Consider the following 21473-nt stretch of genomic DNA (forward strand, 5'->3'; position numbering starts at 1 on the left):
TCCATGGCCCGCTCTCTTCAAACGGCTGCCGCGGCGCTCGATCCGCTCGCGGCCATTGCCAACGCACCGCGTTCGCGCGGACCGCTCGCCACCGCGGCCGCGCGCTTCGTGCGCAACCGCGCGGCGTTCACCGGGTTCATCGTGCTGCTGCTGGTCGTGATCGCCTGCGTGGTGGGTCCGTGGCTGCTGCCGAACAATCCGATCGACAGCGACTGGAGCGCGATCAGCCTGCCGCCCACGTGGCAGAACATGCACTGGTTCGGCACCGACGAACTCGGCCGCGATCTGCTCGCGCGGGCGCTGCAAGGCGGGCGCGTGTCGCTCGAAGTCGGCCTGCTCGGCACGCTGGTGTCGGGACTGATCGGCGTCGCGTACGGCGCGACCGCCGGCTACCTGGGCGGCCGCGTCGACGCGGTGATGATGCGGATCGTCGACATGATGTACGCGATCCCCTACATGCTGATCGCGATCCTGATGATGACGCTGTTCGGCCGCGCGTTCTATCTGGTCGTGCTCACCATCAGCGCGTTCTCGTGGCTCGACATGGCGCGCGTGGTGCGCGGCCAGACGCTGTCGCTGCGCTCGCGCGAATTCATCGACGCCGCCCGCGCGATCGGCGTGAGTTCGCGCTCGATCATCTCGCGCCACATCGTGCCGAATCTGTTCGGCGTGGTGGTGGTGTACGCGAGCGTGACCGTGCCCAATATCGTGCTGACCGAATCGGTGCTGTCGTTCCTCGGCCTCGGTGTGCAGGAGCCGATGACGAGCTGGGGCGTGCTGATTCAGGACGGCGCGCAGAAACTCGATTCGATGCCCTGGCTGCTGCTGTGCCCGGCCGTGATGCTGTGCATTACGCTGTATTCCGTGAATTTCGTCGGCGACGGTTTGCGCGACGCGTTCGACCCGAAGGACCGCTGACATGTCCCTACTCGAAGTCAAAGACCTCAGCGTGCGCTTTACGCGCCGCGAAGGCGCACCGGTCGACGCAGTGCAACGCGTGTCGTTCTCGCTCGAAGCCGGCCGCACGCTCGGCATTGTCGGCGAATCGGGTTCCGGCAAGAGCCAGACCGTGATGGCCTTGCTCGGCCTGCTGGCCGGCAACGGCAAGGTGTCGGGCAGCGCCACCTATCGCGGCGAAAACCTGCTGACCATGAACGAAGCGGCGCTGAACAAGATTCGCGGCGACCGCATCGGCATGATCTTTCAGGACCCGATGACCTCACTCAATCCGTTCCTGACGATCGAACGGCAAATGACCGAGACGCTGCAACTGCATCGCAAGATGTCGCGCCGCGAAGCGCGCCGCCGCGCGATCGAAACGCTGGAGTCGGTGCGCATTCCCGACGCCGCGCGCCGCATCGCCATGTATCCGCACGAGTTCTCCGGCGGCATGCGGCAACGCGTGATGATCGCGATGGCGCTGCTCTCCGAGCCCGAAATCCTGATCGCCGACGAACCCACCACCGCGCTCGACGTGACCGTGCAGGCGCAGATCATCGAACTGCTGCGCGAGCTGAACCGCGAGCGCGGCACGGCGATCATTCTGATCACGCACGACATGGGCGTCGTAGCCGGCCTGTGCGATGACGTGATGGTGATGTACGCCGGCCAGACCGTCGAGCAGGCGAGCGCCGCCGCGCTGTTCGCCGCGCCGACGCATCCGTACACGCTCGGTCTGCTGAACGCGCTGCCGCGTCTGACCGACGACGATGACGACCAGCCGTTGCAAACCATTCCCGGCAATCCGCCGCTGCCCGGTGAAGTCGGCCAGGGCTGCGCGTTCGCGCCGCGCTGCGCGTACTGCACCGAGCACTGCCTCGAAGCACGCCCGCCGCTCGCGGCCGTGGAGGGCTATCCGGACGCGCTGCGTGCGTGCTTCAAACCGGTCGGCGAAATCCTGGAGGCACAACACGTATGAACGCCACGCCTATCGCAAACCAGGACGCGGCAACGCTGCTGTCCGTGGACAATCTCAAGGTGCAATTCGGCGTGCCGCGCGGCGGCTATCCGTGGTCCGGCAAAGCGACGCTGCGCGCGGTGGACGGCGTGTCGTTCAGTGTCAAGCGCGGCGAAACCGTGGGGCTCGTCGGCGAGTCGGGTTGCGGCAAGTCCACGCTCGCCCGCGCGATCATCGGTCTCACGCCGGTAGCGAGCGGCAGCGTGCGCTGGCTCGGCGAAGAAACCGTGCAGCCGAACGCGCGCCGCGATACCTCGCGATTGCGCCAGGATGTGCAGATGATTTTCCAGGACCCGCTCGCATCGCTCGATCCGCGCATGACGATCGAACAGATCGTCGCCGAACCGCTGCTCACGCACGGCCAGAATGTGGCCCGCGCCGACGTGCAGCGGCGCGTGCTGACCATGCTCGAACGCGTCGGCCTCAATGCGCAGCATCTGCGCCGTTATCCGCATGAGTTTTCCGGCGGCCAGTGTCAGCGCGTCGGCATTGCGCGCGCGCTGATCGGCGAGCCGCAACTGGTGATCTGCGACGAGCCGGTGTCCGCGCTCGACGTGTCGATCCAGGCGCAGATCGTCAATCTGCTGCGTGACCTGCAAAGGGAGTTGTCGCTGTCGCTGCTGTTCGTCGCGCACGATCTCGCGGTCGTCAAAGCGATCAGCCACCGCGTGCTGGTGATGTATCTCGGCCGCGTGATGGAGTTCGGCGACAAGCGCGACGTCTACAGTGCGCCGCGTCATCCGTACACGCGCGCGTTGCTGTCTGCGGTGCCCGTTCCCGATCCTGCCGTTGAACGCGCGCGGCGTCATCTGCTGTTGCGCGGCGAGATCGCCTCGCCGCTCAGCCCGCCTTCCGGTTGCGCGTTCCGCACGCGCTGTCCGGAAGCGATCGAAGCCTGCGCCTCGGAGATTCCGCAGGCCATCACGCATGGCGCGAGCGCAACGCGCGTCGCCTGTATTCGCGTGGGGGACCTCGCGAAGTAAGTGTCTTTGAAGTCCTCGCGCTCAGGCAGCGCAAACGTACCCAGCTTCTACCGATAAAACCGTATTCCCGGCGCGACGGGCCGTCGCGCCGCTGGATTCGCTCGCCCTGTTATCAGCAAGGCGAGCGATAAGCGTGGACTGGCTAACCGCCAGCCAAAGTAGCACCACAATAATCAGAGACGTACTCAATGAAAGATAGCCGAACAAAAATCCGGACAAAAAAAACCGGAGCTGCCACCTTTTTTTATTGCGCATTCACGCTTCCCGCACTGACTCTCGCTGCCAGTGCTTATGCCGACGACGGCGTGACGGAGCCCACCTCCGGAACGTCGCGAACCCAGACGCTCGCGCAAGCGTCGCCCTCGCCTACGCCCTCAGCCTCGCACGCGCCGGAGTCTTCGGTGCAGTCCAATGGGTCCGCCAGATCCTCCGGCAAACGCCGCGCGGATCAGGGCGGTCAGGTGCGTAACGATCAACCCGACACAACCAACGCGATCGTCAATGCCGAAGCCAGCCAGACCGTCGAGCCACCGAGCCCGCCGTCGAGCCAGGCTGCCAGCAAGGGCTTTATCGCCGATAGTCATCTGAACCTGCAGTTCCGCAATTACTCCGACTACTTCCAGGCGCCCAACACGATCTACCGACACGCGTGGATCCAGGGCGCGCAAGCCAACTATGAATCCGGCTTTACGCAGGGTCTGGTCGGTTTCGGCGTGGATGCGTCGCTGTTCGCCGCGTTGAAGCTCGACGGCGGCAACGGCGCCAGCAACATGGTGCACGTCGGCAAGGACGGCGGCGGTTCACAGCAGCTCGCGTGGGCCTATCCCGGCATGGTTGACATCAAGGGACGCATTTCGGAAACGGTCGTGAAGTACGGTTTGCAGACCGTCACGAACCCGTTCCTCGAACCGCACGACAACCGCGCGCTGCCGCCCACTTTCCTCGGCGTCTCGATGGTCAGCAACGACCTCGTGCACACCACGCTCGAAGCCGGTAGCTTCACCAAGGTCGACGCTCGCGGCCACACCAACCTGAGCAACCTGACCACCTCGTACGGCGGCACGCGCATCGACCGGCTGACTTATGTGGGCGGCACGTGGCACTACGCGAAGAACGGCGAGATGGCGTTGTACGTCGATCAGGCCGACGACGTCTGGCGTCAGTACTACGGTTCGGTGGCGCAGTCGTTCGGCGATCCGACCACGATCAAGTGGAGCGGCCTCGCCAACATCTATTCGACCCACGACACCGGCGCGTCGAAGCAAGGGCACATCAACAGCAATGCCTATAGCGTGTCGGTCTCCGCCCAGCACGGCCCGCATGCGCTGCTGCTCGGCTACCAGCAGGTGCTCGGCGATCAGTTCTTCGACTACGTCAACGAAACCAACGGTATCTACCTGACCAACTCGATGGACGTGGACTACAACGCGCCGCACGAGCAGTCGCTGCAATTGCGCTATACGTTCGACGGTAAGTACGCGGGTCTGCCGGGCCTGAAGGCGATGTTCTGGGGGCAATACGGCTGGAACGCGGATGGGTCGGCGGGCGCGGCGGAAAACGCGTCGCCTTCGGCGTCGTTGCACAATCTGTACTGGAAGAACGGCGAACCGGTGCATGGCCACCATCACGAGTTCGGCTTCATTCCTAGCTATACGCTGCAAAGCGGACGCTTCAAGGATACGAAGATCACGTTCATCGCGATGTGGCACAACGCGCAGTCGCACTACTCGGACGGCAACAACATGGAATACCGTCTGGTGGTGAATGTGCCGGTGAAGGTGTTCTAAGTGGTCATGGCCCGCGACAAACCGTGCATCGGCCGGCGCAACGCCACGTCGAACGGATTGGTTTGCGGGCCGATCGCATCGGCCTGACGCCGCAGCAGTTCAACCACCATCGGCAGGCGATCGTCGCCCAGACGCGAAGCCAGCGTGCCCACGCTCAATGCCGCCACCGCGAGGCCCGTGCGGTCCAGAACCGGCACCGCGACGCCCGCCATGCCGTCGAGCACACCCGTGTTGTTCGCCGCGTAGCCCAGTCGCCGCACGCGTTCGATCTCGGTGCGCAAATACACTTCGTCGAGCACGCCGTAGCCGCGAATTCGCGGCACGTTGAAGCGGATGATCTCCTCGCGCTCCGCCTCGGGCAGAAACGCGAGAATCGCCAGACTCCCCTGACCGACTCCTAATGCGACGCGCCCGCCGATATCGCCGGTGAACGAACGGATCGGAAACGGCCCCTCGCAGATGTCGAGACACACCGCGTCGAAACTGCTTTTGACCAGCAGAAAAATCGTGTCGCCGAGACTCGCGCACAGCCGCAACAACGCCGGGCGACACAGCGTGCGCATGCCGCTCGGGTTCCCCGCTTGCGCGGCCAGCGCGAAGAAGTCGACGCTCAGGCGGTACAGCTTGGAATTGTCGTCCTGCTCGACGATGCCCTCGGCGATCAGCGCATGCAGGATGCGGTGCACGGTGCCCTGCGTCAGCCCCACGGCTTTCGCGAGTCGCGTGACGCGGCCGCCGTCGGGTTGCGCCTCGGACAACGCGCGAATCACCGCGAACGCGCGTTCCAGCATGCCGGGGCCCGGCGCGCCGCCGGTTTCCGCCGGCGCGCTGTCGGTATCTCGTTGGGCGGCAGCTTTCATCCAGGTTGCTCTCATTTATTTCATTGACCGGAACACTATAAAGCGTTTTATCCGGTAGCGGAATAGTGAACCGATTCCGGCCTATCGCGTCACGAACCCTGATTCATAGGGATTTTCCGTACGCCACGCAGCGGAACGATTCTTAACGATTCCGCAAACAAATTCCGTGTGACGGAATTTTTTCAAATCTTATACCGTTGATCGGAATTCGAAATTGACGCCTCGTAATTTGGCTAGCTAGAGTCGGCTTCATCGAGGCAATCTCCGCTCGACCCGGTGTCGACTCATCCAAAGGCGAGAATCATGTCGTTCCTCACACTCACGGACGTAACGAAATCGTTCGGCGATCTGCACGCTGTCGCCGACGTGAACCTGTCGGTGGAAAAAGGCGAGTTCGTTTCGTTGCTCGGGCCGTCCGGCTGCGGCAAGACCACCACCTTGCAGATGATCGCGGGTTTCGTGGAGACCACGCGCGGGCGTATCACGCTCGACGGCCGCGACATCACGCATATGAAGCCGAATAAGCGCGGCCTCGGCATCGTGTTCCAGAGTTACGCGCTGTTTCCGCACATGAGCGTGGCGGAGAACGTCGGCTTCGGGCTGGAAATGCGCAACGTCGACAAAGCCGAGCGCAAGGAGCGCGTGCGCGAAGCACTGGCGCTGGTGCGGCTCGACACGCTCGCGCACCGCTTTCCGCGCGAACTGTCCGGCGGTCAGCGGCAACGCGTGGCGATTGCCCGCGCGATCGTGATCGCGCCGCCGGTGCTGCTGCTCGACGAACCGATGTCGAATCTCGACGCCAAGCTGCGCGAAGACATGCAGTTCGAGTTGCGCAGCATTCAACGCAAGATCGGCACGACCACTATCATGGTCACGCACGACCAGTCGGAAGCACTGTCGATCAGCGATCGCGTGGTGGTGATGGAAGCCGGCCGCATCACGCAGATCGACACGCCGTACGAAGCGTACGAGCGCCCGGAAAACCGCTTCGTCTCGCAGTTCATCGGCAAGGCCAACATGCTGGCGGGCACCGTGGTGGCCTGCGACGGCGAGTCGATCTGTATCGACCTCGGTCACGATATCGAAGAAACCGGCCGCACCGCGCAATTGCCGGCGCGCGAGCGCGCGGTCGGCGTGGGTGACGCGGTGACCTTGTGCATTCGTCCGGAAAAACTGCGCCTGTGCGCGCCGGACGCCGGACGCGTGCCGGCCACCGTCACGAGCCGTTTCTTCCTTGGCAGCCAATGGCTGTATCGCCTCGACAGCCGGCTCGGCGAAGTGCTGGTGTGCTGTCAGAACGAAGGCACCGAGCCGCTGCCCGAAGGCGCGGCGGTCGGCGTGGACTGGAACAGCGAAGCGATCCGCTTCATTCAACGGGACGCGCAACATGTCTAGCACGCTCCCCGCGACCGACAAGAACAACACGCGAACCCGCGACGCGCGGCGCGCGCCCTGGCATGCATTCCTGCCGCTGTGGCTGATGTGTGCGCCGGCCTTTCTGCTGTTCGCGACGCTGGTGCTGGTGCCGCTCGTGATGACGCTGGTCCTGACCTTCTATCGCTTCGACCCGGCAAGCGGGCCGCTGGCCGCGTTCCAGTTCGGCAATTACGCGGAAGTGCTGGGCTCCTCGTATTTCCACACGATCTTTCTGCGTACCTTCGGGATTGCGTTTCTGGTCACGCTGCTATGCATCGTGATCGGCACGCCGGAAGCGTACGTGCTGTCACGCATGCGCGACCCGTACCGCTCGCTGTTCCTGCTGGTGATTCTCGCGCCGCTGCTGGTCTCCGTGGTGGTGCGCGCGTTCGGCTGGAGCATGCTGCTCAACAGCAACGGTCTCGTGAATCAGGCGTTCGGTCTGATCGGCCTCGGACCCTACAAGCTCGAATACACGACCTTCGCGATCGTGATTGCGCTCGTCCACGTGATGCTGCCGTTCATGGTGATTCCGGTGTGGACCGCGCTGCAAAAAATCGACCCGCAGACGGAAAACGCCGCGCTGTCGCTGATGGCGTCGCCCGCCACCGCGCTGCGCCGGATCGTGTTGCCGCAACTCACGCCGGGCATTCTGTCCGGCAGCCTGATGGTGTTCGGCCTGTCGGCGAGCGCCTTCGCGATTCCGGGCCTGCTCGGCGGACGACGTCTGAAAGTCGCCGCCACCGCCGTCTACGACGAATTCCTCGGCTCGCTCAACTGGCCGCTCGGCGCGACCATCGCGCTCCTGCTGCTGGTCGCGAATCTGATCGTGATGCTCACTTACTACCGGGTTCTGGAGCGTAAGTACGCCAGAAGCCTTGGTTAATTCATTGGCCCTTTGAGTGACATCATCATGAGAAAGAACGGCCCTATTGCACTGGTTTTCCACACGCTCGTGATTGCGTTCGTGCTCGCGCCGCTCGTGATCGTCGTGCTGGTCGCGTTCACGCCCGACGAGACGCTCACGCTACCCACGCATGGCGTCTCGCTGCGCTGGTTCCGCGCGATCCTCGACTACCCCGATTTCATTTCCGCGTTCTTCAACAGTCTGAAGCTGGCGTTTGCGTCGGCCACGCTGTCGCTGATCGTCGCACTGCCCGCTGCATTGGCGATCGGCCGCGCGCGTTTTCCGGGCCGCGGCTTTCTCAACGGACTGTTGTTGTCGCCGCTGGTGATTCCCGGCCTCGTGCTCGGCATCGCGCTGCTGCGTTTCTTCGCGCTGATCGGCGCGACCGGTTCGTTCGCGTGGCTCGTGCTCGCGCACATGATCATCATCACGCCGTTCGTGATGCGGCTCGTGCTGGCGTCGGTCAGCGGCCTGGATCGCAGCGTCGAACATGCGGCGCATTCGCTCGGCGCGGATGCGTGGACCACGTTTCGCCGTATCACCTTCCCGATGATTCTGCCGGGCATTACCGGCGGCTGGCTGCTGGCCTTCATCAATAGCTTCGACGAATTGACCATGTCGATCTTCGTCACGTCGCCGCAAACCGTCACGCTGCCGGTGCGCATGTACATGTACGCGACCGAATCGATCGATCCGATGATGGCCTCCGTTTCGGCGCTGGTGATCTTCATCACGGCCGGCGCGATGCTGCTGCTCGATCGTGTGTACGGGCTCAACCGCATTCTGATCGGCCAGCATTGATGTCTTCTTCCGCTTACGTTCCCATGCCGTCCGAGTCACAGTCCAATCTACCGTCCAATTTGGCGACCGCTCATGCCGAGCCGCAATTCGTTCGCGTTGCCGAAATGCAGCGTGAACCGCTGCGTTTCTTTTTAGATGGCCATGAAGTCGTCGCGCTGCAAGGCGATACGCTGCTGACCGCCGTGTTGATGCAGCAACGGCGCGTGCGCGACAGCGAATTCAGCGGCGCGCCGCGCGCCGGCTTCTGTTTGATCGGCGCATGCCAGGACTGCTGGATGCGCAGCGAAGACGGCAAGCGCCTGCGCGCGTGTTCGACGCTGGTGACCGAGGGCATGCGCGTGGTGTCGCGATTCGGCGTTGTCGCTGATAACGCGGCGGCTTCAGCATCGGCACCCGGCAACGGAGACGCCACATGACCGACGAACGCCGCATCGTGATCGTCGGCGCGGGACCGGCCGGCGTGCGCGCCGCCGAGACGCTGGTCGCGGCCGGCCTGCGCCCGGTCGTGCTCGATGAAAACGCGCGCTGGGGCGGCCAGATTTATCGGCAACCGCCCGCGACCGGCGGCTTTCAACGCTCGAAGAAAACGCTCTACGGTTTCGAAGCGCACAAGGCCGACGCGTTGCACAAAACAATGGCCGCGCTGCTGCCGCAACTTGACTATCGGCCTGACACACTGGCCTGGGCCTGCGAACCGGGGCGACTCGATACGCTGCATGCGGGGCGCGAGATTCGCGTGCCGTTCTCGCATCTGATCATCGCGAGCGGCGCGACCGATCGCGTGTTACCGGTGCCGGGCTGGACCTTGCCCGGCGTCTATACGCTCGGCGCGGCGCAGGTCGCGCTGAAGTCGCAAGGTTGCGCGATCGGACAGCGTGTCGTGCTGGCGGGTACGGGGCCGTTGTTGTACCTGGTCGCGTATCAATACGTGAAAGCGGGTGCGCAAGTGCTCGCCGTGCTGGATACGAGCCCGCTCTCGCGGCAGATCGCGGCCGCGCCGAAACTCGCGCGTCAACCGTCGACGTTGGCCAAAGGGCTCTACTACGTCGGCTGGTTGAAAACGCGCGGCGTGCGGATCGAACGTAACGTGACGCTGGTCGGTATTCACGGCGAACAAGGTGTGCGCGCAATCGAATTTCGCCCGTCGACGACCGGCTCGTTGAGCGAAACCCTCGCTTGCGACGCGGTCGGCATCAGCTTCGGTCTGAAGCCCGAAACGCAACTCGCCGATCTGGCGGGCTGCCGCTTCCGCTTCGACGCCACCAACCGCTGCTGGCTGCCCGAGCTCGACGCCGCCGGACGCAGTTCCGTGCGCGGCCTCTATCTCGCCGGCGACGGTGCGGGCATTGCCGGCGCCGACGCCGCCGAACTCGCCGGCCGCCGCGTCGCGCTGGCGCTGCTCGACGATCTCGGCATCGCGCATCCACGAGGCGCGGGCATGCGCGACGCGGCGTCGCTCGAACGCGGTCTCAAACGTATCGCCGTATTCCGCCAGGGTATCGAAACGGCCTTCGCGCCGCCCGCGCATTGCGCCGCGCAATGGCCCGACGACATGACCGTGTGCCGCTGCGAGGAAATCGACGCGGGCACGTTGCGGCGCTGCATTCGCGGCGGCGAAGCGAGCGAGATCAACCGTCTGAAAGCGCTCACGCGCGTCGGCATGGGCCGCTGCCAGGGACGCATGTGCGGCGAAGCCGCGCTCTCGCTGCTGGCCGAGGAAACCGGCAAACCGCTCGCTGAAATGGGCCGCTTGCGCGGTCAGGCGCCGATCAAACCGATTCCCCTTTCACCGGAGATGGTGGCCGACGACGACCTCGCCGAGATCCCCGAGGAGGCACGCGATGAGTGACACGCAACATTACGACGTCGCGATTGCGGGCGGCGGCCTGGTCGGTTCATCCGCGGCGTTGGCGTTGGCGCGGCGCGGCTTGCGCGTCGGCCTGTTCGAGCGGCGCTATTGCGGCGCGCAGGCGAGCGGCGTGAACTACGGCGGCGTGCGCTGCCAGGGGCGCTCCGTCGAACAGATGCCGCTCGCCATGCGCGCGCGGCGCATCTGGGACCGCTTGCCGGAATTGATCGGCATCGACGGCGAATTCACGATGTCGGGTCACTTGCGGCTCGCGCGCAGCGAAGCCGATCTCGCCGCGCTGCAAGCGTGGGCCGACATGGCGCGCGATCACGGACTGCACGCGCAACTGGTCAGCGGCAACGCGTTCCGCGAGCGCTATCCGTGGCTCGGGCCGGCAGCGATCGGCGGCTCGCTGTGCGCGACCGACGGGCATGCGAATCCGCGTCTGGTCTCCCCCGCATTCGCTCGTGCCGCGCGCGCGGCCGGGGCGGAGGTGCGCGAGCAAACCGAACTCAGCGAGATTCATCACGACGGCAAGCGCTTTCAACTGCGCGCCGGCGACGCACGCATCAGCGCCGACTGGTTGATCAACTCCGCCGGCGCGTGGGCGAATACCGTGGCGGGGTACTTCGGCGAGACAGTGCCGATGAAACCGATCTACCCGAACATGTGGGTCACCGAGCCGTTGCCGCTCTTCATCGCGCACAACCTCGGCGTGTACGGCGGCGGCATCTACGCGCGGCAAGTGGCGCGCGGCAATTGCGTGATCGGTGGCGGACGCGGACATGGCGACGGCGAATACGGCCACCCCTCCACCGACACCACGCGCGCCGTGATGCGCGACGCCTGCGCGTTGCTGCCCGCGTTGCGCGAGGCGCTGCTGATCCGCACATGGAGCGGCGTGGAAGGCGAGATCGTGGACAACAATCCGATCATCGGCGCGAGCCGTACGGTGCCGCGTCTGCTGCATGCGTTCGGTTTTTCGGGCGGCGGTTTTCTGCTCGCGCCCGGCGTGGGCGAAGTGCTGGCCGATCTCGTGATCGACGGTGACACCGCCACGCCGCTGCACGCCTTTTCGATTGGCCGCTTTGCCGGCGTTGGCGCCTTATCTGCCAACTCGGCCGCCGATTCGGCCGCCACCTCTTCCGCTGCTTAAGTCCCGTTTAGTGAAACCCAGGAGCCCCACCATGAAACTGTTCAAGACGATCGCGGCGCTCGCCGCCCTGTGTGCGTTCAGCGCGGCCGCGCCGGCGTGGTCGGAGACCAAAACCATCTATATCGGCATGAACGGCGGGCCGATGGAAAAGGCCTATACGAGCCAGGTGCTGCCCGACTTCGAGAAAGCCAACAATGTGAAGGTGGTGGTGGTGCCGGGCACGTCGTCGGATATTCTCGCCAAGCTGCTCGCCAACAAGGCCAATCCGCAGATCCACGTGGTGTTTCTCGACGATGGCGTGATGGCGCGCGCGGTCAGCATGGGTGTCTGCAAGAAGCTCGACGACGCGCCGGTCCTGAAAGAGCTCTACCCGTTCGCGCGCATGAAGGACGACATGGGCGCAGGCGTGCAACTCGGCATGACCGGCATTGCGTACAACAAGAAACTGTTCGCTGAGAAAGGCTGGGCGCCGCCGACTTCGTGGATGGATTTCGCCGATCCGAAATACAAGGGCAAGGTGGTGTTCCAGTCGGCCTCGAGCAGCACGTTCGGCCTGCACGGCTTTCTCGCGATCAACCGTCTGATGGGCGGCAGCGAGCAGAACGTCGAGCCGGGCTTCACGAAATGGGCGACCACGGTCGGACCGAACGTGGTCGAGTACGTGCCGAACTCCGCGAAGATTTCCGAAATGGTCCAGACCGGCGAAGCGGGTCTGTTCCCGCTGACGCCGACCGGCGTGAGCGATCTGCAGGACAAGGGGATTCCGGTCGCGTATGTGAACCCGAAGGAAGGCCCGGTGTTGCTGCTGGTCGATCTGTGCGTGGTCAACAACAACCCCGATCCGCAACTCGCGCAGAAGCTCGCGCAATTCCTGCTGTCCGCGCCCGCGCAGACCAAGGCCGCCGAAGCGGGCAAGCAGATTCCGACCAACCGCCTCGCGAAGATGACGCCGCCGATGCAGCAAAGCCTCGGCAGTATCGACGACCTGGTGCGCAAGGTGACGGTGGTGGATTGGGACACGATCAACGCACACCGCGCGCAGTGGGATACGCGCTGGAACCGGCAGATCGAGCGCTGAGTTGGACGCTAGTTAGAGGCTAATTTCAACACTCAGCAACGCCCACTCAGAAAACCAGCGACACCGCCACGGCCAGCCAGATCGAGCCGACGCCGGCAAGAAACAGATGCCGGGCGATACGCATGTGGGTGTCGTTGGTTTCCGATTGGGCCGGGTTCGTTGCCAGCCACGGCACGAGCCCGAGGCAGCCGAACCCGATCAGCGCGATCACGACGACCATCACGTCGCCGACATGCCACTTGGTGGGCTCGTACATGCCCCAGTAGCCGAGAAAGACAATGCCGATCGAAAAGATCGTGGCCGACGCGCTGCTGAGCGCGGCCACGGATCCGGTTGGACTCGGCATGCTTCACCTCCGATCGTTGGATGTTACAGCCTGCCTTGTCCGTCCCGGTTCCTGCTAGCTAGTGCGATCCATCAGGACGTGCGGGCCTGCCTCGCTTCATACGTCTTCAGATGACTATAGGCGATCCGCAGCAACGACAGGCCGTGTTCGCCCTTCTGCGCGTCGCCGCCGCGCGAGATCAGGTCGCCGAGAATATGATCCGCCTCGGTATGCGAGTGGTTTTCCACGTCGCGCAGCATCGACGCGGTGAGCGGCGACGGCGTGAACAGCGTCTGCGTGGCGCGGGCGTCGAAGTCCGGGCCCATCGTGAAGCCTTTGCTCTCGGCCACCGCCCGGCACTCGCCGAGCAGATTCTCGATCACGCGTTTGCCGTCCGGCGCAGCCAGAATATCGCCGACGGAACCCCGCATCAAGCACGTACTGGCCGCCAATGTGGCCAGGAACACCCACTTCTCCCACATGCGCAGCAGAATGTTGTCGCTGACAGTGACGTCGAAATTCGCGCCGGCCATGGCGTCCGCGATGGCCTGGACCCGCTCCGACTTGCCGCCCGCCAGTTCGCCGAATGTGATGGCATGCATTTCGTTCAGATGCACGATGTGCTGCTCGGCGTTCAGCGTCGCGGCGATTACGCATTGGCCGCCCAACACGCGCTCCGCGCCGAACTTTTCAGTCAGCACGTCGATATGGCGCATGCCGTTGAGCATCGGCAGAATCAGCGTCGATTCGCCGACGAACGGCGCGAACGAGTCGATCGCGTCGTCGAGGCTGTAGGCCTTGCAACTGAGCAGCACCAGATCGAACGGTTCGGCGCCGACACCGGCGAGGATCGTCTTGACGTTGGGCAGCGTGAGATCGCCGCGCGCGCTGCTGATCACGAGCCCGTCGCGCTGAAGCTTTTCCGCGCGCCCCGCACGAACGAGAAAGGTCACGTCCTGGCCTGCCGCGGCGAGACGCCCACCGAAGTAACCGCCCACCGCGCCCGCCCCTACTACTAGAATTCGCATCTTTGGCCTCTTGATAGATTTCGGTCGCGCGGCGTTGGGCTTCCGGGTAGTAGACCTCGGAGCCGCTGACGCAGTGCGTGGGGAGAATGTAGCAAAGATTGACCGTCGGCATCGGCCACGATTGCTGGGGCGGCGTGCTGCGATGCACCGATTGTTCTGGTCAGATCAATCGGTGCGTCCGGCTGGTCGCACCATCACGCTCAGAGCGTGCCGAGAATCGTCTTCTCGTAGAGCGCCAGCATGCCGCCGACGTCCACGCCCACGCACACTTCGCAGGGCGGGCGGCTATCCCAGTCCGGCGCGGGCACCGGCATCGTCACCGGCTTCTGGATCGTCTGACCGACTGCGATGCCTTCGGTCAGCACGCGCACCGGGCCACTGCGCGTCGTATAGAGATGCGGCGCCAGCACATAAGCCACCGCCGACGAGTCATGCACGTAAATGCCCGCGAGTTGCGCGCTCTCTTCGTGAAACGCCTCGTAATGCCGCGACACGTCCCACACGAACTGCCCCGCCGCGCCGCCGCGTTCACGCAGCGACGCCAGATAGTCGTGGCTCATGATGGTGCGCTGCGTAACGTCGAGGCCGACGATTGTCACCGGCCACGCCGAGCCGAACACGAGATCGGCCGCATCCGGATCGCCGAGAATGTTGGCTTCCGCCGCGGGCGTCACGTTGCCGAGCACGCCGTCCGTGCCGAACGCGCCGCCCATGATCACCACCTGTTTGACGAGTGTGGCGATGTGCGGATCGTCGGCGAGCGCCAGCGCGAGATTCGTGAGCGGACCCACGGCGACCAGCGTGACTTCGCCAGGATGCGCGCGCACCGTGTCGATGATGAAGCGGTGTGCCGGACGCTCGTCGAGCGCGGCGGCGTTGCTCATGTCGAGCGCGATGTTGCCGAGGCCGTTGTCGCCATGAATCCACGCCAGCGGGTCCGGCGCGATGCGTTTGAGCGGCGCGGCCGCGCCCTGCGCGACCGGCACGCCCGGCGCGAAGCGACCGGCAAGGAAACGCGCGTTACGCGTGGTCGTCTGAATCGTCGCGTTGCCGAACACGCTCGTCAGACCAAGCAGTTCGATCTCCGGATGCCGCGCCTGAAACACCAGCGCCATTGCGTCGTCCACACCGGGATCGGTGTCGTAAATAATCTTGTGCTGACTCATAAGTAAAACGCGTCCGGCAGTTGTTCGCGCGCGGTGGTGTCGCGTGTCGCGCCGTGCAGATTGCCGAGACGAATCGGCAGGTCCGGCCCGCCGAGTTCGATGATCACCTGGCGGCACGCGCCGCACGGCGCGATCGGGCCTTCGGTGTCGCCGATCACGGCGAGCGCGGCGAACTGGTCACGCTGATAACCCGCGGCAATCGCGCTGAAAAATGCGGTGCGTTCCGCGCAATTGCACAAACCATACGACGCGTTCTCGACGTTGCAGCCGTCGAATACCTGGCCGTCTTTAGTCAGCAACGCAGCGCCGACCTTGAATTTCGAATACGGCGCATAGGCCTTTTCTCGCGCGACGCCCGCGCGTTCCAGCAGTTGTTCCATCTTCATACCGCGATCCTCGATTCAATGCAGCGTAATGAACATGCCGGCAATCGTGGCGCTCAGCAGATTCGAGAGCGTCCCGGCCAGCACGACACGCAAGCCGTAGCGCGCGACTTCGGCGCGGCGTTCCGGCGCGACGGCGCTAAAGCCGCCCGTCAGCACCGCGATCGACGAAAAGTTCGCGAAGCCGCACAACGCAAACGACAGGATTGCAATGGTACGCGGATCGAGTGCCTGCAGGCCAGCCGCGCTCACGCTGGCGGCGTCTTTCAGATACGGCGACAGCGACGCGTAAGCGACGAACTCGTTGAGAATCACCTTCTGCCCGAGGAAGTTACCGGCGATCGTCGCCTCGCTCCACGGCACGCCGATCAGATACGCGAGCGGCGCGAACAGCATGCCGAGCACCGATTGCATCGACAGGTCCGGATGGCCGAACCAACCGCCAATGCCGCCCACGATCCCGTTGAGCAACGCGATCAGACTGACGAACGCGATCAGCATGGCGCCGACCATCACCGCGATTTTCAGGCCCACGGTCGCGCCGGAACTGACGGCTTCGATCACATTGGTGGGCCGCTTTTCGTCGAAGTTGAGATGCTGCAATTGCACGCGGCTCGGCTCGGTGCTCGGGCAGATGATCTTCGCGAACAGCAGGCCGCCGGGCACCGCCATGAACGACGCCGCGAGCAGATAGTCGACCCGCACGCCGAGCCCTGCGTAGCCCGCCAGCACCGAGCCCGCCACGGCCGCCATGCCGCTCGACATCACCGCGAACAGTTCGGCGCCGGTCATGTCACGCGCGAACGGTTTGACGACCGCGGGCATTTCGCTTTGACCGAGAAAGATCGTGGTGACAGCCGAAAACGATTCGAGCTTCGACACGCCCAGCAGTTTCTGGAACACCGTGCCGAGCACGATCACGATCCAGCGCATCACGCCGAGGTAGTACAGCACGGAGATCAATGCCGTGACGAAGATGATGGCCGGCAGCACGCGCACGGCGAACACGAAACCGCCGTCGCCGAAGACCTGGAACATCTTGGGCTGCACGAGGCCGCCGAACAGGAACTCGATGCCCGCGTTGCCGTAGGCCAGTACGTGATTGACACCGGTTGCGGCTGCGTCGAGGATCGATTTGCCGAATGGCACGAACAGAATGAAAGCGCCGATACCGATTTGCGTGAGCAGGGCGGCGACAACAGTGCGTAAGCGAATGGCGCGCCGGTTGGCGGAGAAGATATAGGCGATCAACAACAGGACGGCAATACCGAGGAGGTTTCGGACGATCAGGGCCATGTCTCGTGACGTTCTTGTGAAAGTGGCACAGATGCTAAACGAAACTGACGCTGGAGGAAAAAGATTCGGTTAGGGGTGGCGTTCGGGTACTGAAGGATTCAGCGCGGGGCATGCGCGGTGCATTTTTTGTGTGGAAGTGTGGGGTTGCTGCGGTGCGTTAACGTGCGATTGCCGTTAACGCGCCGCAACGATTTCTACTGCGGTTGTCGACCCACCGCTCAGAGCATTTCCAACGCCAACGCAATCCCCTGCCCGCCGCCGATACACAGCGTCACGATTCCGCGCTTGAGACCGTCGCGTCGCATCGAATGGATCAGTCGTGTCGTCAGCACCGCGCCGGTCGCGCCAATCGGATGACCGTGCGCGATCGCGCCGCCCTGCACGTTGATCAACTCATCCGCAATGCCGAGCCGGCGCGCGACCGCGATCGGCACGGCCGCGAATGCTTCGTTGATTTCAAAGCGCTCGACCTCATGCAGTTGCCAACCGGCGCGCGCCAGAGCCATCTGCACCGCCGGCACGGGACCGAGCCCGAACATGCCAGGCTCCACCGCCGCGACGCCGAACGCCACCAGACGCGCGGCCGGTTCGATCCCGCGCGCTTCGGCGAAACCGCGCTCGGCTACCAGCATCGCGGCCGCGCCGCTGTTCAGGCCAGGCGCGTTGCCTGCGGTGATCGTGCCGTCGGGACGAAAAGCGGGCCGCAGTTTGGCCAGCGTGTCCAGCGTGGTATCGGGGCGCGGTTGTTCGTCGCGCGTGAAGGGTTGCGGGCCTTTGCGGCCCGGCACTGGTACGGCGATCAGTTCGGCGTCGAAGTCGCCGCTCTCTTGCGCCTCGACGAATCGCTGTTGCGAACGTGCGGCCCAGCGGTCCTGGCTTTCACGTGTCATGTCGAATTGCGCGACGAGGTCTTCCGTATGCCAGCCCGAATGCTCGCCGGAGAACGCGTCGTTCAGGCCGTCGCGCAGCAGACTGTCGTGAACCTGCGCGTTGCCCATGCGGCTGCCCCAGCGCCCGCTGTCGAGCAGATACGGCGCGCGGTCCATGTTCTCCATGCCGCCCGCCACGGCGGCATCGCCGAAACCGAGCCAGATTTCCTGCGCCGCCGACACGATCGCCTGCGCGCCCGACCCGCATACGCGATTCACCGTCAGCGCCGGCACGGCCACCGGCACACCGCCGCCAATCGACGCCTGGCGCGCGGGATTCATCTTGTTGCCCGCCTGAATCACATTGCCCATCACCACCGACGCCAACGCCGCCGCATCGAGACCGCTGCGACGCAGCGTTTCGCGCACGGCTAGCGCGCCGAGTTCGGTGGCGGGCACTTCTTTCAGCGATCCGCCGAAGGCGCCTATTGGCGTTCTTACCGGATTGCAGATCACGACTTCTCGTGGGTTCGTCATTGCTTCTCTCCAGTTGGCTTACGTTTGCAGTTTGATTTGCCGTGGCTGCACATCAGTTATTCGCCGATACCGCCGTGACGGTTCCAGGCAGATCCCAGCCGCCACCCAGCGACCGGTACAACGCGACCGCTGCGAGCGCATGCTCGCGTTTGGCCTGATTCAACGATTCGTCGTCGCGCAGATACGCTTCCTGCGCGTCCAGCACGTCGAGGAAACTCGAGGCGCCGTTCTTGTACAACTCGGTCGACAAACGCAGCGCGTGGCCCGACGCATCGAGCGCGCCGCCAAGTCGTTGCACCTGCACCGATCCGCTCACCAGGTCGCTGCGGTTGTCCTCGATTTCCTTCAGCGCCTGCAGCATGGTCTGCTGCAAACCGAGCTGCGATTCGCGCATGCGGCTTTCGCTCGCGTCGATATTCGCGGTGATACGGCCCGCGTTGAAGATCGGACTGGTGGCGTTCAACGCCGCGCTGAACAGGTTGTCGGTCAGCGTCGGCAGGCCGAGATACGACGAGGCCAGCAAGCCGTCCGCGAGATTCAGCCGGAACTGCGGATAACGCTGCGCTCTCGACACGCCCACTTCCGCCGCGCGTTGTTCGACCGTCGCATACGCGGTGCGGACATCGGGCCGCTTCAACAACGCTTCCGACGGCAACGTCTGCGGCACGCTTTGCGCGGGCAACGGAATCTCGCGGGCGTTGGCGAGCAGCAAACCGTCGACACTTTCCGGCGTGCGCCCCGAATACACCGCGATCAGACTCAATTGATGCTGTACCGCCGACTGAATGCGCGGAATCTGCGCCTGCAGATCCTGCAATTGATTCTGCGCACGCGCGACGTCGAGTTGCGTCGAGAGTCCGAAATGCAAGCGCTCCTGCGTGAGCTTCAGCGCACGCGCACGAATCTGTTCGTTGTCGCTGAGAATCTGCAATTGCGATTGCGCCCAGCGCAGGTCGATATACGCGGCCGCCGTGTTCGCCGCGAGCGCGAGCCGCAGCTGGTTCAACGACGCCTCACGGCCCGACACTTGCGCCTGCGCCGCCAGCACGGCGAGCCGTTCGCCGCCGAACACGTCCGGCGTCCAGCTCGCCGACAAACCGAAACCGGCCTGACGCACGTAGCCGAGCGGCGGCGGCGTGTTCTGGCGTGAGTCGGAAGCGCCGGCATTGGCGTTCAACTCGGGCAGCAGCGCCGCGCGATCCTGCGTCGCCAGATCCTGTGCCTGCTTGACGCGTTCCACCGCGGCCTGCACGTCGAGATTGCCGGTCAACACCGACTCGACCAGTTGATGCATCACCGGGTCGCCGAATTGCGCCCACCACGTATCGGCGCTGACGCTGTCTTGCGGCGCGTCGACGTTCCATGCGGCCGGCGCCACGGTCTTGACCGTTTGCGGCAAATCCGCGTGTTCGGCCGGTGGGACCGCGCAGGCCGCGAGCGTCAACAACGCGGCGCTCGCGAGAACTTTGAGTACGATCGGTTTCATGTTGAGTTCCTCAATGAGCATCGGGCGGCGGCGCGGTGTTGCCGAACGGGCGCGAGAACAGCACGCTCAGCAAACCGACCACGAAACACAGCGACAACGCGAAAAACGTGTCGGAGAAAGTGAGTACCAGCGCTTCGCGCATCAGCAGTCCATGCAATGCGCCGAGCCCTGCGTTGGCGGCGTTCAGCGCGTCGCCGCCAACCGCCGCGAAATGCGCGGTCTGCTGCTGCAGAAGCGATTCGAGCACCGGGCGTCCGGCGTTCAGATGTTCGTCGAGCCGCTCGTAGTGCAGGTTCAAACGGTCGTTGAGCATCGTGCTGCTCACGGCAATGCCGATCGCGCCGCCGAGATTGCGCATCAGGTTGAACAGGCCGCTCGCGGAACGCAGCCTCGACATCGGCAACGAGCCCAGCGCCATCGTCACGATGGGTGGAATACAGAACTGCTGCCCGATGCCGCGCAACGCCTGCGGAATCAGCAACTCCTGCCAACCCCATTGATTGGTCAACGGCACATACAGATAACAGCCGAGGCCGAACAGCACGAGCCCCACCACCAGCAGGATTCGCATGTCGACAATGCGGGCGAGGATCGAATACGCGACCATCGCGACCAATTGAAAACAGCCGACCGACAGCAAGGCCACGCCGATCTGCAACGAGTCGAAACCGCGCACACGCGAGAGGAACACCGGCGTCAGAAAGACCGCGCAAAAAATCCCGATTCCGGTAATGAACGACAGCAAACTGCCTATGCCGAAGTTGCGGACCGCCAGCGCGCGCAAGTCGACAATCGGCTCTTTCGCGGTGAATGCATGCACGAGGAAAAGAAAGCCGCAGATCGCCGAGATCCACGCACAAAACACGATCACGTCGTCGCCGAACCAGTTCTTGCGCGGGCCTTCTTCCAGCACGTATTCGAGGCAGCCGAGAAAGCCGGACATCAGCAGAATGCCGAGGTAATCGCCCTTCTTCAGCAACGACAGATCGACGTTATCGAAGTGCACGTACTTCGGCACCATCACCGTGACGAGAACGCCGGGCACGAGGTTCAGATAGAACAGCCAGTGCCATGACCACTGCGAGGTGATCCAGCCGCCGATCACCGGACCGATGGTCGGCGCGAGCGTGGCGAGCGCGCTGATGGTGGTGGACGCAATCAACCGCTGCTTGCCGGGGAACAGCACGAACGCGGTGGTGAACACGGTCGGGATCATCGCGGCGCCGAGCGCGCCCTGCAAACCGCGGAACAGGATCATCGAGTTGATGTCCCATGCGAGACCGCACAGCATGCTGGTGATCGTGAAGCCGAGCGCGGAAAAGGCGAACACCCAGCGCGTGGAGAACACGCGGGTGAGCCAGCCGGACATCGGAATCACCAGAATTTCAGCGATCAGATACGAGGTCTGCACCCAGGAGAGTTCATCCTGGCTCGCGGACAAACCGCCGCCGATATCTTTGAGGGACGACGCCACGATCTGGATATCGAGCGTCGCCATGAAAAAGCCGATGCACATCAGCGTGAACGCGACGACTTTGGTGCGCGTCGGCAGATCGGCGGGGTTGGCGAGGACTTGGGTCATGATCGGT

At 64.2% G+C, this 21473-nt stretch carries 20 protein-coding genes; 11 read left to right on the top strand and 9 right to left on the bottom strand.

The window, feature by feature from the left end; all coding sequences use genetic code 11:
• The first annotated feature begins 3 nt into the window (after positions 1–3).
• The 4 genes from FA94_RS32100 to FA94_RS32115 all read left to right on the top strand — a co-directional run bounded on the left by FA94_RS32100 (position 4) and on the right by FA94_RS32115 (position 4727).
• Positions 4–918, top strand: coding sequence for an ABC transporter permease (locus tag FA94_RS32100; RefSeq protein ID WP_051980987.1), 915 nt, complete (start codon positions 4–6; stop codon positions 916–918).
• A gap of 1 nt (position 919) precedes the next feature.
• Positions 920–1918, top strand: coding sequence for an ABC transporter ATP-binding protein (locus tag FA94_RS32105; protein ID WP_035559204.1), 999 nt, complete (start codon positions 920–922; stop codon positions 1916–1918).
• A complete protein-coding gene (locus tag FA94_RS32110; protein WP_051980989.1) occupies positions 1915–2940 on the top strand; it encodes an ABC transporter ATP-binding protein in 1026 nt (341 codons plus the stop codon). The genes FA94_RS32105 and FA94_RS32110 overlap by 4 nt, the downstream gene beginning before the upstream one ends.
• Before the next feature lie 188 nt (positions 2941–3128).
• Positions 3129–4727, top strand: a complete 1599-nt coding sequence (locus tag FA94_RS32115; RefSeq protein WP_035559207.1) for an OprD family outer membrane porin — start codon at positions 3129–3131, stop codon at positions 4725–4727.
• Here the strand turns inward: FA94_RS32115 and FA94_RS32120 are convergent.
• Positions 4724–5587, bottom strand: a complete 864-nt coding sequence (locus FA94_RS32120; RefSeq protein ID WP_035559212.1) for an IclR family transcriptional regulator — start codon at positions 5585–5587, stop codon at positions 4724–4726. The genes FA94_RS32115 and FA94_RS32120 overlap by 4 nt on opposite strands.
• A gap of 303 nt (positions 5588–5890) precedes the next feature.
• Here FA94_RS32120 and FA94_RS32125 point away from each other — a divergent pair, with 303 nt between their 5' ends.
• From FA94_RS32125 to FA94_RS32155, 7 genes are read left to right on the top strand one after another with little or no spacing between them, the layout of a single operon-like run.
• Positions 5891–6982 carry an ABC transporter ATP-binding protein gene (locus FA94_RS32125; protein WP_035559216.1) on the top strand — a complete coding sequence of 364 codons (1092 nt, stop codon included), beginning with the start codon at positions 5891–5893 and terminating at the stop codon, positions 6980–6982.
• Positions 6975–7889 carry an ABC transporter permease gene (locus FA94_RS32130; protein WP_035559219.1) on the top strand — a complete coding sequence of 305 codons (915 nt, stop codon included), beginning with the start codon at positions 6975–6977 and terminating at the stop codon, positions 7887–7889. The genes FA94_RS32125 and FA94_RS32130 overlap by 8 nt, the downstream gene beginning before the upstream one ends.
• Positions 7890–7916: 27 nt before the next feature.
• Complete coding sequence (locus tag FA94_RS32135; protein WP_035559222.1) at positions 7917–8711, top strand: ABC transporter permease; 795 nt, start codon at positions 7917–7919, stop codon at positions 8709–8711.
• The gene (locus tag FA94_RS32140; protein ID WP_051980991.1) at positions 8711–9127 is read left to right on the top strand and encodes a (2Fe-2S)-binding protein; all 417 of its coding nucleotides are present in this window, start codon (positions 8711–8713) and stop codon (positions 9125–9127) included. The genes FA94_RS32135 and FA94_RS32140 overlap by 1 nt, the downstream gene beginning before the upstream one ends.
• Entirely contained in the window at positions 9124–10560 is a 1437-nt protein-coding gene (locus FA94_RS32145; protein WP_035559229.1) for an FAD/NAD(P)-dependent oxidoreductase, read from the top strand. Before FA94_RS32140 ends, FA94_RS32145 begins: the two co-directional genes overlap by 4 nt.
• Positions 10553–11716 carry an NAD(P)/FAD-dependent oxidoreductase gene (locus FA94_RS32150; protein ID WP_035559232.1) on the top strand — a complete coding sequence of 388 codons (1164 nt, stop codon included), beginning with the start codon at positions 10553–10555 and terminating at the stop codon, positions 11714–11716. The genes FA94_RS32145 and FA94_RS32150 overlap by 8 nt, the downstream gene beginning before the upstream one ends.
• Positions 11717–11747: 31 nt before the next feature.
• Positions 11748–12794 (top strand): ABC transporter substrate-binding protein, encoded by a 1047-nt coding sequence (locus FA94_RS32155; protein ID WP_035559235.1) that lies wholly within the window; start codon positions 11748–11750, stop codon positions 12792–12794.
• A gap of 46 nt (positions 12795–12840) precedes the next feature.
• Here the strand turns inward: FA94_RS32155 and FA94_RS32160 are convergent, their stop codons facing one another.
• From FA94_RS32160 to FA94_RS32195, 8 genes are all read right to left on the bottom strand, one after another.
• Positions 12841–13140, bottom strand: a complete 300-nt coding sequence (locus tag FA94_RS32160) for a hypothetical protein (RefSeq protein ID WP_035559239.1) — start codon at positions 13138–13140, stop codon at positions 12841–12843.
• Between the two features lie 71 nt (positions 13141–13211).
• On the bottom strand, positions 13212–14147 hold the full coding sequence (gene panE, locus FA94_RS32165; protein ID WP_035559242.1) for a 2-dehydropantoate 2-reductase: 936 nt from the start codon (positions 14145–14147) through the stop codon (positions 13212–13214).
• 200 nt (positions 14148–14347) lie between these two features.
• A complete protein-coding gene (locus FA94_RS32170; protein ID WP_035559248.1) occupies positions 14348–15313 on the bottom strand; it encodes a nucleoside hydrolase in 966 nt (321 codons plus the stop codon).
• Positions 15310–15699 carry a cytidine deaminase gene (locus FA94_RS32175; protein ID WP_035559250.1) on the bottom strand — a complete coding sequence of 130 codons (390 nt, stop codon included), beginning with the start codon at positions 15697–15699 and terminating at the stop codon, positions 15310–15312. Before FA94_RS32175 ends, FA94_RS32170 begins: the two co-directional genes overlap by 4 nt.
• 15 nt (positions 15700–15714) lie before the next feature.
• Positions 15715–16992 carry a NupC/NupG family nucleoside CNT transporter gene (locus tag FA94_RS32180; protein WP_035559252.1) on the bottom strand — a complete coding sequence of 426 codons (1278 nt, stop codon included), beginning with the start codon at positions 16990–16992 and terminating at the stop codon, positions 15715–15717.
• A 218-nt stretch (positions 16993–17210) separates the two neighbouring features.
• Positions 17211–18398: a thiolase family protein gene (locus tag FA94_RS32185; protein ID WP_035559256.1), complete on the bottom strand. Its 1188-nt coding sequence runs from the start codon at positions 18396–18398 to the stop codon at positions 17211–17213.
• Positions 18399–18450: 52 nt separating this feature from the next.
• Complete coding sequence (locus tag FA94_RS32190) at positions 18451–19884, bottom strand: efflux transporter outer membrane subunit (protein ID WP_035563711.1); 1434 nt, start codon at positions 19882–19884, stop codon at positions 18451–18453.
• Positions 19885–19894: 10 nt separating this feature from the next.
• Positions 19895–21466, bottom strand: a complete 1572-nt coding sequence (locus FA94_RS32195) for a DHA2 family efflux MFS transporter permease subunit (RefSeq protein WP_035559261.1) — start codon at positions 21464–21466, stop codon at positions 19895–19897.
• Positions 21467–21473: the final 7 nt, after the last annotated feature.

Source organism: Burkholderia sp. 9120 (genome assembly GCF_000745015.1).
GTDB lineage: Bacteria > Pseudomonadota > Gammaproteobacteria > Burkholderiales > Burkholderiaceae > Paraburkholderia.

Excerpts from the sequence above, each read along its gene's own strand:
- FA94_RS32175 (WP_035559250.1), bottom strand. The coding sequence starts at position 15,699 with ATGAAGATGGAACAACTGCTGGAACGCGCGGGCGTCGCGCGAGAAAAG.
- FA94_RS32100 (WP_051980987.1), top strand. The coding sequence starts at position 4 with ATGGCCCGCTCTCTTCAAACGGCTGCCGCGGCGCTCGATCCGCTCGCG.
- FA94_RS32155 (WP_035559235.1), top strand. The coding sequence starts at position 11,748 with ATGAAACTGTTCAAGACGATCGCGGCGCTCGCCGCCCTGTGTGCGTTC.
- FA94_RS32105 (WP_035559204.1), top strand. The coding sequence starts at position 920 with ATGTCCCTACTCGAAGTCAAAGACCTCAGCGTGCGCTTTACGCGCCGC.
- FA94_RS32120 (WP_035559212.1), bottom strand. The coding sequence starts at position 5,587 with ATGAAAGCTGCCGCCCAACGAGATACCGACAGCGCGCCGGCGGAAACC.
- FA94_RS32185 (WP_035559256.1), bottom strand. The coding sequence starts at position 18,398 with ATGACGAACCCACGAGAAGTCGTGATCTGCAATCCGGTAAGAACGCCA.
- FA94_RS32160 (WP_035559239.1), bottom strand. The coding sequence starts at position 13,140 with ATGCCGAGTCCAACCGGATCCGTGGCCGCGCTCAGCAGCGCGTCGGCC.
- FA94_RS32190 (WP_035563711.1), bottom strand. The coding sequence starts at position 19,884 with ATGAAACCGATCGTACTCAAAGTTCTCGCGAGCGCCGCGTTGTTGACG.
- FA94_RS32150 (WP_035559232.1), top strand. The coding sequence starts at position 10,553 with ATGAGTGACACGCAACATTACGACGTCGCGATTGCGGGCGGCGGCCTG.
- FA94_RS32110 (WP_051980989.1), top strand. The coding sequence starts at position 1,915 with ATGAACGCCACGCCTATCGCAAACCAGGACGCGGCAACGCTGCTGTCC.
- FA94_RS32140 (WP_051980991.1), top strand. The coding sequence starts at position 8,711 with ATGTCTTCTTCCGCTTACGTTCCCATGCCGTCCGAGTCACAGTCCAAT.
- FA94_RS32145 (WP_035559229.1), top strand. The coding sequence starts at position 9,124 with ATGACCGACGAACGCCGCATCGTGATCGTCGGCGCGGGACCGGCCGGC.
- FA94_RS32180 (WP_035559252.1), bottom strand. The coding sequence starts at position 16,992 with ATGGCCCTGATCGTCCGAAACCTCCTCGGTATTGCCGTCCTGTTGTTG.
- FA94_RS32195 (WP_035559261.1), bottom strand. The coding sequence starts at position 21,466 with ATGACCCAAGTCCTCGCCAACCCCGCCGATCTGCCGACGCGCACCAAA.
- FA94_RS32125 (WP_035559216.1), top strand. The coding sequence starts at position 5,891 with ATGTCGTTCCTCACACTCACGGACGTAACGAAATCGTTCGGCGATCTG.
- FA94_RS32170 (WP_035559248.1), bottom strand. The coding sequence starts at position 15,313 with ATGAGTCAGCACAAGATTATTTACGACACCGATCCCGGTGTGGACGAC.
- FA94_RS32135 (WP_035559222.1), top strand. The coding sequence starts at position 7,917 with ATGAGAAAGAACGGCCCTATTGCACTGGTTTTCCACACGCTCGTGATT.
- panE (WP_035559242.1), bottom strand. The coding sequence starts at position 14,147 with ATGCGAATTCTAGTAGTAGGGGCGGGCGCGGTGGGCGGTTACTTCGGT.
- FA94_RS32130 (WP_035559219.1), top strand. The coding sequence starts at position 6,975 with ATGTCTAGCACGCTCCCCGCGACCGACAAGAACAACACGCGAACCCGC.
- FA94_RS32115 (WP_035559207.1), top strand. The coding sequence starts at position 3,129 with ATGAAAGATAGCCGAACAAAAATCCGGACAAAAAAAACCGGAGCTGCC.